General features: G+C 40.9%; 8 protein-coding genes. All 8 read right to left on the bottom strand.

Going from position 1 to position 10106, the window contains the following annotated elements; genetic code table 11:
- Window positions 1-121: 121 nt before the first annotated feature.
- The 8 genes from cysB to BKK47_RS09720 all read right to left on the bottom strand — a co-directional run bounded on the left by cysB (window position 122) and on the right by BKK47_RS09720 (window position 9954).
- Window positions 122-1093 carry an HTH-type transcriptional regulator CysB gene (cysB, locus tag BKK47_RS09755; protein ID WP_077494660.1) on the bottom strand — a complete coding sequence of 324 codons (972 nt, stop codon included), beginning with the start codon at window positions 1091-1093 and terminating at the stop codon, window positions 122-124.
- Between the two features lie 9 nt (window positions 1094-1102).
- Complete coding sequence (rluB, locus tag BKK47_RS09750; RefSeq protein ID WP_482822353.1) at window positions 1103-2020, bottom strand: 23S rRNA pseudouridine(2605) synthase RluB; 918 nt, start codon at window positions 2018-2020, stop codon at window positions 1103-1105.
- Between the two features lie 139 nt (window positions 2021-2159).
- Window positions 2160-2783, bottom strand: a complete 624-nt coding sequence (locus BKK47_RS09745; RefSeq protein WP_077494658.1) for an L-threonylcarbamoyladenylate synthase — start codon at window positions 2781-2783, stop codon at window positions 2160-2162.
- A 122-nt stretch (window positions 2784-2905) separates the two neighbouring features.
- Window positions 2906-3775: a succinate--CoA ligase subunit alpha gene (sucD, locus tag BKK47_RS09740; RefSeq protein ID WP_077494657.1), complete on the bottom strand. Its 870-nt coding sequence runs from the start codon at window positions 3773-3775 to the stop codon at window positions 2906-2908.
- A 2-nt stretch (window positions 3776-3777) separates the two neighbouring features.
- On the bottom strand, window positions 3778-4944 hold the full coding sequence (gene sucC, locus BKK47_RS09735) for an ADP-forming succinate--CoA ligase subunit beta (protein WP_077494656.1): 1167 nt from the start codon (window positions 4942-4944) through the stop codon (window positions 3778-3780).
- Between the two features lie 99 nt (window positions 4945-5043).
- A complete protein-coding gene (gene odhB / locus BKK47_RS09730) occupies window positions 5044-6273 on the bottom strand; it encodes a 2-oxoglutarate dehydrogenase complex dihydrolipoyllysine-residue succinyltransferase (RefSeq protein ID WP_077494655.1) in 1230 nt (409 codons plus the stop codon).
- 110 nt (window positions 6274-6383) lie between these two features.
- The gene (sucA, locus tag BKK47_RS09725) at window positions 6384-9191 is read right to left on the bottom strand and encodes a 2-oxoglutarate dehydrogenase E1 component (RefSeq protein WP_077494654.1); all 2808 of its coding nucleotides are present in this window, start codon (window positions 9189-9191) and stop codon (window positions 6384-6386) included.
- A gap of 193 nt (window positions 9192-9384) precedes the next feature.
- Window positions 9385-9954 carry a ComEA family DNA-binding protein gene (locus BKK47_RS09720; RefSeq protein ID WP_077494653.1) on the bottom strand — a complete coding sequence of 190 codons (570 nt, stop codon included), beginning with the start codon at window positions 9952-9954 and terminating at the stop codon, window positions 9385-9387.
- Between the last annotated feature and the right edge of the window lie 152 nt (window positions 9955-10106).

Raw genomic sequence — 10106 nt, 5'->3', positions numbered from 1 at the left:
CACGATGGGGGGAGTAAATATTTATGATTTAATAATATAATTTTTAATTTTCCAATAAAAAAGAGCGGTCAACATTCTCCATGAATTTCAACCGCTCTTTTTTTCCTTTTTACAAATACGATTACTTGACTTCTAATTCCACGTTATCAAACAATTTTTTTACGGCATTGTTATCACGCAAGCGCTCGGCTTTTTCCACCATTGAACGGGTGAGATGCGGTGAGAAATATTCGATAAAATCATACATATAGTTACGTAAAAAGGTGCTTTGTTTAAAGGCGATTTGCGTCATACTGGAACGGAATAAATGGCTGGCATCAATGGCAACAAGATCATGATCAAGCTCGGTATGAGCCATACTTGCCATAATCCCTACGCCCAGCCCTAAACGCACATAGGTTTTTATTACATCTGCATCGGTAGCCGTAAAAACGATATTCGGTAAAATTCCGGCGGCATTAAAAGCGTAATCCAAATCCGATACCCCTGTAAAACCAAAAGTATAGGTGACAAGTGGGTATTTCCCGAGTTCTTCAATCGTTAAATTTTTTACTTTTGCCAAAGGATGATCCAATTTCACGATAGCCGAGCGGTTCCATAAGTAACAAGGTAATTGAATGAGATCATCAAACAAATAGGGGGCCTCTGTGGTAATCGCCAAATCCACTTCACAGGACATTAGAGCGTCATGAATTTGTGTTGGTGAACCTTGATGAATATGCAAACTTACATCGGGATATTGTTTAGAAAAGCGTTCAACAACCGAAGGTAACATATAACGTGCTTGCGTGTTTGTGGTCGCAATACGCAATACACCATGATCCGGGCGGGTATATTCATTAGCGACAGATTTAATACTTTCCGCTTTTACCAACAATTCTCGAGCGATGGAAATAATTTTTTTCCCGGCCGGCGTGATGGATTTGATATGTTTTCCATTGCGCTCAAAAATTTCTAAACCTAATTCATCTTCCAACAAGCGCACTTGTTTGCTGATGCCCGGTTGTGACGTATAAAGTGCATTTGCCGCATCCGTCACATTTAAGTTTTGATTCACTATTTCCACAATATAGCGAAGTTGTTGCATTTTCATCGCAGATACCTATTTTTTATAGCGTTTTCCTAATTCAGTGTAACGTTTCACTGCTTTACGAATTTGTCCGGATTTTGGTCGGCGGCGAGACTTTGTCACATCAAGTTTGCTTTCCGTTTCCGGTGGTAATCCTACTAATTCACGCAGATAGTTCACGTTCTCAAGTGCCATTTCTTCCCATCCGCCTCGTGGCAAGCCTTTCATTAATTTAATATTCCCGTAACGGGTACGAATCAAACGGCTGACTTGGATTCCTTGGGATTCCCACAAACGGCGTACTTCACGATTTCGTCCTTCCGTTAAAGTGACGTCATACCATTGATTTATCCCTACACCACCGGTAAATTTTATTTCCTTAAAATTTGCCGGCCCGTCCTCAAGCTGAACACCTTTGCGTAAACGTGCCAACATAGCCTCGTCCACTTGCCCGAATACCCGTACAGAATACTCACGCTCCACTTCACGGCTTGGGTGCATTAGACGGTTCGCTAACTCGCCGTCTGTGGTAAATAATAATAAACCGGAAGTATTGATATCCAAGCGCCCCACTGCAATCCAACGGGCACCATTCAAGCGAGGTAAACGATCAAATACAGTTGCACGCCCTTCCGGATCACTACGGGTGCAAAGTTCCCCTTCCGGTTTGTAATACATCAATACACGACACATTTCCTTTTGTGCCTGTTGGAGATTAATAATTCGACCGTCAATACGCACTTTCACACCGGAATGGACGTCAATACGGTCCCCCAGTGTTGCCATTTTTCCGTCTACACTCACCCGATTTTCCACAATCATGGCTTCTATTTCACGGCGAGATCCTTGTCCTGCTCGTGCTAAAACTTTCTGTAATTTTTCCCCTTCAACTTTCGGCTGCATTTTTTGGGGGAATATTTTTCCTTTTGCAGGAAATTCTCGTCCCAAAATAACCGCACTTTGGGCTTCTTTACGTTCAAAGTGCGGTCGGTTTTCACGCTGTTTTTCACTATGTTTATAGGTGTTTTTTCTTGATTGATTGGTTTTCATTTTGTTTCCTTTGTCGCTTTCCCAAGCGTCTTTGTATAAACTAAATAAATGGTTCTGTAGAACCGCTTCCTTCACGTAAAATAACCGGTGTATCTTCCGTTAAATCCACTACGGTTGTGGGATCTTGTCCCAAATATCCACCATGAATGATTAAATCCACTTGGTGTTCTAAACGCTCCCGAATCTCTTCAGGATCAGATTGCGTGATATGTTCTTCCCCCGGTAGCATAAGCGAGCAAGAAAGAATTGGTTCCCCCAATGCACTGAGTAAATCTAAAGCGATTTGATTATCCGGCACGCGTAAGCCAATGGTTTTACGTTTTGATGTCATTAAGCGACGTGGTAATTCTTTCGTCGCTGTCAAAATGAAAGTGTAACGTCCCGGTGTATTATTTTTGATTAAGCGGTAGGCAATATTGCTCACCGTTGCATAATTAGAAAGTTCGGATAAATCACGACACACCAAGGTAAAATTATGCCCTTCCGGCAATTTACGAATCGAGATAATACGATCCATCGCATGTTTATCCCCGAGCATACAACCTAGTGCATAACCGGAATCTGTGGGATACACGATCACGCCACCTTTACGCAAAATTTCTACCGCTTGATTGATTAAACGTACTTGTGGGTTTTCAGGATGAATATAAAAAAACTGGCTCATAATTTTTTCCTTAGAATATTGCCGAGATTATACACCTTTTAATCATTAGGTTATAAAAACTTGTTATAAAAAAACCGCACTTTGAGTACATTATCAAAGTGCGGTCATTTCTCAATGCGTTTTTATTTTAGCAATGTTCTCAATGCCGAACCAATATCCGCTAAACTTCTCACTGTTTTAACCCCGGCAGCTTCAAGAGCTGCGATTTTATCTTCAGCGGTGCCTTTACCACCACTGATAATCGCCCCAGCGTGTCCCATACGTTTACCTTTTGGCGCGGTAACACCTGCAATATAGCCAACCATCGGTTTAGTGACATGGGCTTTAATATAAGCTGCCGCTTCTTCCTCTGCGGAACCGCCTATTTCTCCTATCATCACAATGGCCTCAGTTTCAGGATCATCTTGGAAACGTTTTAAAATATCAATGAAACTTGAACCCGGAATCGGATCGCCTCCGATCCCTACGCAAGTGGATTGTCCAAACCCTTCATCAGTAGTTTGTTTTACGGCTTCATAAGTCAGCGTACCGGAACGGGAAACAATGCCGATTTTCCCTTTTTTATGAATATTTCCCGGCATAATACCAATTTTACATTCATCGGGTGTAATTACTCCCGGACAGTTTGGACCAATCATTACTACACCGGTTTCATTTAATTTTTGCTTTACAGTCAGCATATCAAGTGTAGGAATGCCTTCAGTAATACACACGATAAGTTGAATTCCCGCATCAATAGCTTCTAAAATTGCATCCTTACAAAATGGGGCAGGAACATAAATCATCGTAGCTGTCGCACCGGTAGCATTAACTGCCTCGCGCACGGTATTAAATACCGGTAAGCCTAAATGTGTCGTTCCCCCCTTATTTGGCGAAATACCCCCCACTAATTTTGTACCATAGGCAATCGCTTGTTCGGAATGAAATGTTCCCTGTGCACCGGTAAAACCTTGGCAAATGACTTTGGTCTCTTTATTAATTAATATCGACATAATTATTCTCCTTTCGCCGCATTCACCACGGCTTGTGCGGCTTCTTGCAAACTGTTGGCGGCAATTAAATTCACCCCGCTTTCCGATAAAATTTTACGCCCTAATTCAACGTTTGTGCCTTCTAAACGCACGACAACAGGAACCTTGATCCCGACTTCGCGGATAGCGGCAATAACACCCTCGGCAATTAAATCACAACGAACAATCCCTCCGAAAATATTAACCAAAATGGCTTTGACACCCTTATCCGTCAAAATAATTTTGAAGGCTTCAGTAACACGTTCTTTTGTCGCACCGCCTCCGACATCAAGGAAATTGGCCGGCTCACCACCGTAAAGTTTGACAATATCCATTGTTCCCATGGCAAGCCCCGCACCATTTACCATACAACCAATATTGCCTTCCAATGCTACATAATTTAACTGGTGTTTTTCTGCTTCGGCTTCACGTAAATCACTTTGACTTAAATCTCGCAGAGCAAGTAAATCTTTGTGACGAAACAGAGCATTATCATCAATAGACATTTTGGCATCCAAGCAAACTAAATTTCCTTGTGATGTGATCACAAGCGGATTGACTTCCAAAAGAGAAAGATCTTTTTCAACAAATAATTTTGCTAATTGTACAAATGCGTGGGTAAACTGTTTATTTTGCTCCCCATTTAAACCTAATTTAAATGCCAGTTCTCTGCCCTGGTACGGCATACCGCCAAATAACGGATCAATCTCGACCTTGTGAATTAAATGAGGGGTTTCCCATGCGACATCTTCTATATTCATACCTCCGGCAGAAGACGCCATAAAGATAATTTTCTGTGATGAACGATCGATCACTGCGCCAAGATAAAGTTCTTGCTCAATATCACAAGTTTCTTCAATATAGATGCTATTTACCGGCTGACCTTGTTTATCGGTTTGGAACGTGACCAAACGATTTCCCAACCATTTATGAGCAAAAATCCGAACTTCTTCCGCATTATTTACCAGTTTTACTCCTCCGGCTTTACCACGCCCTCCCGCATGGACTTGGCATTTTGCGATCCAACGCTCACCGTTAAGTTGGAAAAGTGCCATAGCTGCCTCATCAGCAGAATGACAAATAATCCCTTCACTTACCGGTAAATCATATTCTTTAAAAAGCTGTTTTGCTTGATATTCATGTAAATTCATAGGGTTACCTGCATTTTTCTCGTTATTTATAAAATAGTGTAACGTGTTGCCTTTTCATAGAAAAATAAAAGTGCGATCAAAATTGACCGCACTTTTTTTCTAAATTTCCAATAATAATCTTGTCGGATCTTCCAATAATTCTTTAATAGCGACAAGGAAGCCGACGGATTCTCTACCATCAATTAAACGGTGATCATAAGACAATGCCAAATACATCATTGGTCGAATAACAACTTCTCCATTCAAGGCAATTGGGCGCTCCTTGATGGCATGCATACCAAGAATCGCACTTTGTGGCGGGTTAATAATCGGAGTGGACATGAGTGAGCCGAATACACCACCATTAGTAATAGTGAAATTACCACCGGTTAAATCTTCCACTGTCAATTTGCCATCGCGACCTTTTTCCGCCAATGCTTTAATTTGTTTTTCAATTTCTGCCATACTCAGTTTATCGCAGTTGCGTAACACCGGTGTAACCAAGCCACGAGGGGTAGAAACAGCAATACTGACATCAAAGTAATTATGGTAAACAATATCATCACCATCAATGGAAGCATTGACTTCAGGATAACGTTTCAACGCTTCGACGACAGCTTTAATATAGAATGACATAAAACCTAGACGCACGCCATGTTGTTTTTCAAATTTTTCACCATAAGCTTTACGCAAGCCCATTATCGGTTGCATATCCACTTCATTGAATGTGGTGAGCATTGCCGTGCTGTTTTTGGCTTCAAGTAAACGTTCCGCAATACGTTTACGTAAACGTGTCATTGGCACTCGTTTTTCGGAACGGGACTGATATGCCACAGTACTAATGGTGTTTTGCTCTGTTGCGACTTGCTGTTTTGCTTTTTGTGCATCTCTTTTTGAGATTTCACGTTCAATATCTTCACGGGTTAATCGACCGCCCACACCGGAACCCTGAATTTGAGCTGCATCAAGATCATGTTCTGCTAATAACCGTCTGATTGCAGGTCCATGATCATCAGCATTATGATGACTGTTTTCAATAGCTGAATGATGACGATCTGCCGGTGTCGGCTCATTTGATTCATTGATCGTTGCCGTACTAATATCACCAGCTTGAGCCTTGGAAAGTTTACCGAGCAACTGTTTGCTGACTACTGTTGCCCCTTCGGTTTCTAAAATTTCAGTAATCACCCCGTCGGACAGGGCCGGTACTTCTAACACGACTTTATCCGTTTCAATTTCAACTAATACTTCATCACGTTTTACGGCATCCCCTACTTTTTTATGCCATGTTGCCACTGTGGCATCCGCAACGGATTCGGGTAAATCTGGAACAAGAACTTCGATTGTCATGGTCGTTTTTCCTTTACTATTTTTCTCATGTGGGTTTTAACCCACCTTTGTGGTTACTTTCATTAGTGGATAATTCCACTCATGAAAACATGCAAATTTTTCACCGCACTTTACAATGTCAATGCATCTTCTACCAATTGTTTTTGCTGTTTAACATGTAATGACATATATCCAACAGCCGGTGAAGCCGAAGCCGGACGCCCTGCATACTTAAGTTTGACATCCTCAGGAATGGAACTTTCAAAATTATGTTTGCTGCTATACCATGCTCCCTGATTAAGGGGTTCTTCTTGACACCATACATAATCTTTTACATGGGCATAAGGTTCAAGGACCTTTTTCATATCTTCATACGGATAAGGATAAAGTTGTTCGATTCGGATAATTGCCACATCAGTTTGATTATTAGCTCGACGTTGTTCCAGTAAATCGTAATAAACTTTTCCTGAACACATCACAATACGTTTAACCCCTTTCGGATCCAGATCATCCATTTCACCAATTACCGTTTGGAATGAACCATTAACAAGTTCGTCTAAACTTGATACGGCTAACGGGTGGCGCAATAAAGATTTTGGTGAAATCCCAATTAATGGACGACGCATTTTACGCAAAGCTTGACGGCGTAACATATGATAAACCTGTGCTGGTGTAGAAGGGATACAAACCTGCATATTTTGCTCTGCACAAAGTTGCAGATAACGTTCTAAACGAGCGGAAGAATGTTCCGGTCCTTGACCTTCATACCCATGCGGTAACAACATCACCAAACCGCACATTCGGTTCCATTTTTGTTCTCCCGAACTGATAAATTGATCAATCACAATTTGTGCACCGTTTGCAAAATCACCAAATTGCGCTTCCCAAATCGTTAGGGTTTTCGGATCTGCGGTAGCATAACCATATTCAAAGGCAAGTACTGATTCTTCAGATAGCACCGAATCCCATACTTCAAAACGCCCTTGGTTAGCATGCAAATGTGTGAGCGCTACATAGCCTGTTCCATCATTTTGGTTATGTACTACAGCGTGACGATGGAAAAACGTCCCCCTTCCCGCATCTTCCCCTGATAAACGAACGTTTACCCCCTCATCAAGTAAAGTTGCATATGCCATAGTTTCAGCCATTCCCCAGTCGAGCAATTTTTCGCCCTGATACATGGCTTTGCGATCATTATAAATTTTTTCAACACGCGGGTGTGCACGTAAACTTTCCGGATATTCACATACACGTTTTGCCAGCGTGATAAAACGATCTTGTGGGAATTTACTTTCATAAGGCGAGGTCCAGTCATAATTAAGATATTGCAACCAATCCATTTTCGCCGTATCCATTTCACGCCATTCTGCCACCACACGTTCGCCATTATCTAGACTGTCACGATATAAATTCATCATTTCAATGACTTGTTCTTCAGTGATCACACCTTCTTTCACTAAACGAGCAGCATAAACTTCACGCGGTGTCGGATGTTTTTTAATGATACTATACATCATTGGTTGTGTGGCCAAAGGTTCGTCGGCTTCGTTATGTCCATGACGACGATAAGAAATCAAATCAATAAAAATATCCCGTTTGAATAAACTGCGATATTCCACTGCCATACGGGCAACAAAAGCGACCGCTTCCGGATCATCGCCATTAACGTGAATTATCGGCGCTTGGATCATTTTTGCAATATCTGTGCAATATTCTGTGGAACGAGTGTCATTTGGATTAGATGTGGTAAAACCGATTTGGTTATTGATCACGATGCGAATAGTGCCACCTACCGTATAACCACGGGCATTCGACATATTTAAGGTTTCTTGTACAACACCTTGCCCCGCTACCGCTGAATCACCATGCACCGTCACGGCTAACACTTGTGAACGTTCTACATCATTTTTCTTAGTTTGACGTGAACGTACAGCGCCGATCACCACCGGGCTAACAATTTCTAAATGAGACGGGTTGAAAGCGAGGGTTAAGTGCACATGCTTTTCACCCACCGCAAAATCAGATGAAAATCCCTGATGATATTTAACGTCACCGGTACGGTCGCCCGAATGTTTACCGGCAAATTCATCAAAGAGATCCTTCGGTTTTTTACCCAGCACATTCACCAACATATTTAAACGCCCTCGGTGCGCCATCCCCATCATTACATCTTTCACACCTTGTTTGCTGGCGTGGCGAATAATTTCCTTCATTAATGGGATAAAAGCATCACTTCCCTCTAAAGAAAAACGTTTTGCACCGGGGAATTTCGCACCAAGATAACGTTCCAATCCATCAGCTGCGGTTAATTCATTAAGAAAATTCTTTTTTTCTTCATGGGTAAAGAGCGGTTGACTTAAGCGGCTTTCCAATTTATTTTGAAGCCACATTTTTTGTTCCATATCCTGCACGTGCATAAATTCTAAACCGATAGAACCACAATAGGTTTCTTTAAGCATATTGTTTAAGTCGGCAAGCGTAATGGTATCACGTTGATAAACATAGTGATTAATATTGAAGGTTTCGTTGAGATCTTGCTCGGTAAAGCCGTGATAACGGTAATCTAACTCCGGCACACTGGAAACCTTCCAGCGATAATAGTTAAGGGGGTCGAGTTTCGCTTCCAAATGACCTCGGAATCGGTAGGCGTTAATGAATTGTAATATTTTCACTAATTTTGCACTTGCTTCCGGATCAATAACAGTGACGGTTTCCGAGTTATTTTCCCGAGCTAAGCGACGAAAATAATCACGAACCGGCAAATGCGGTTGTTCAACAGCAGTTGATTTCGGCAAAGAATCAAAGGTGGTTTTCCAGCTATTATCAATAGAATTCGGATCGTCTAAATAACGTTCATATAATTCTTCGATATAGGCTTGGTTTGCGCCACCGAGTGCGGTTGTTGCCAACCATTCGTCAAAAGCCTTATTTGGTTGCATATTCACCTCAAATAATATGATCTATTAAGTTCGCTGCTCATTATACATAGGATTGAATTAGAAAAATGCCTCATTTACAAGTTTGTTGCAAATTTGTGATCTAGCTCAACAATATTTTTAACTTAAAGCAAAAAGCCCGACAAATTTTGCCAGGCTTTAGAAAGTGCGGTCGCGGTCGATATTGACCTTGTTTTTAGAAAGTTAGATAAGGCGCAATTTTTTCAATGGTTGTCTCCCCTAAACCATCAATTTTTGATAATTCCGCCACATTTTTAATTTTGCCCATTTTATTACGATAATCCACGATCGCTTGCGCTTTTTTCTCACCAATGCCGGAAAGTTTTTGCAAAGTTTCAGCATCCGCTTTATTAATATTTACTTTGGCTCTTGAGGCAATTTTTTCTTTTTCTGTTTTAACCTGCTCTTTCGCTGAATTGAATTTCTCAGAGGCTTTATCTTTTATTAATGAAGTTTCTGATGATTTCATTGATTTAGCTTTTTCTTTCGCTATATCCATTTTTTCTTTTGTCGCTTCTTTTGCCGACGTCATCGCATCTTTAGCTTTTTCTTTTGTCGTAACTGCCTTTTCTTTCAAACTATTTTTATCTACGATAACACTTTCTTTTTGATTTTGAATCATTGAATTTACATTGGTTACGGCTTCTTTTTTAAAAGTAGTCACCGTACTTTCATTTGCAAATGCAGCACCGGAAACAGCCATAGTAAGTGCGGTCAAAGTTAATAAAGATTTTAAAGATTTCATAAAAAACTCCTATAAATAATGATTTTGTCAAGAGACGATACATAAGATTCTAATTTAGAAAATTAGTTCAATTCTATTGTATTTATAATAAAAAAAAGTGCCTCAAAAGAGGCACTACTCGGAAAGCAAAATAGATGTCGGCTATTTAGGAT

Source organism: Rodentibacter mrazii (genome assembly GCF_001998825.1).
In the GTDB taxonomy this organism is placed as follows: Bacteria; Pseudomonadota; Gammaproteobacteria; order Enterobacterales; family Pasteurellaceae; genus Rodentibacter; species Rodentibacter mrazii.
This window is presented reverse-complemented; position numbering and strand designations above follow the sequence as displayed.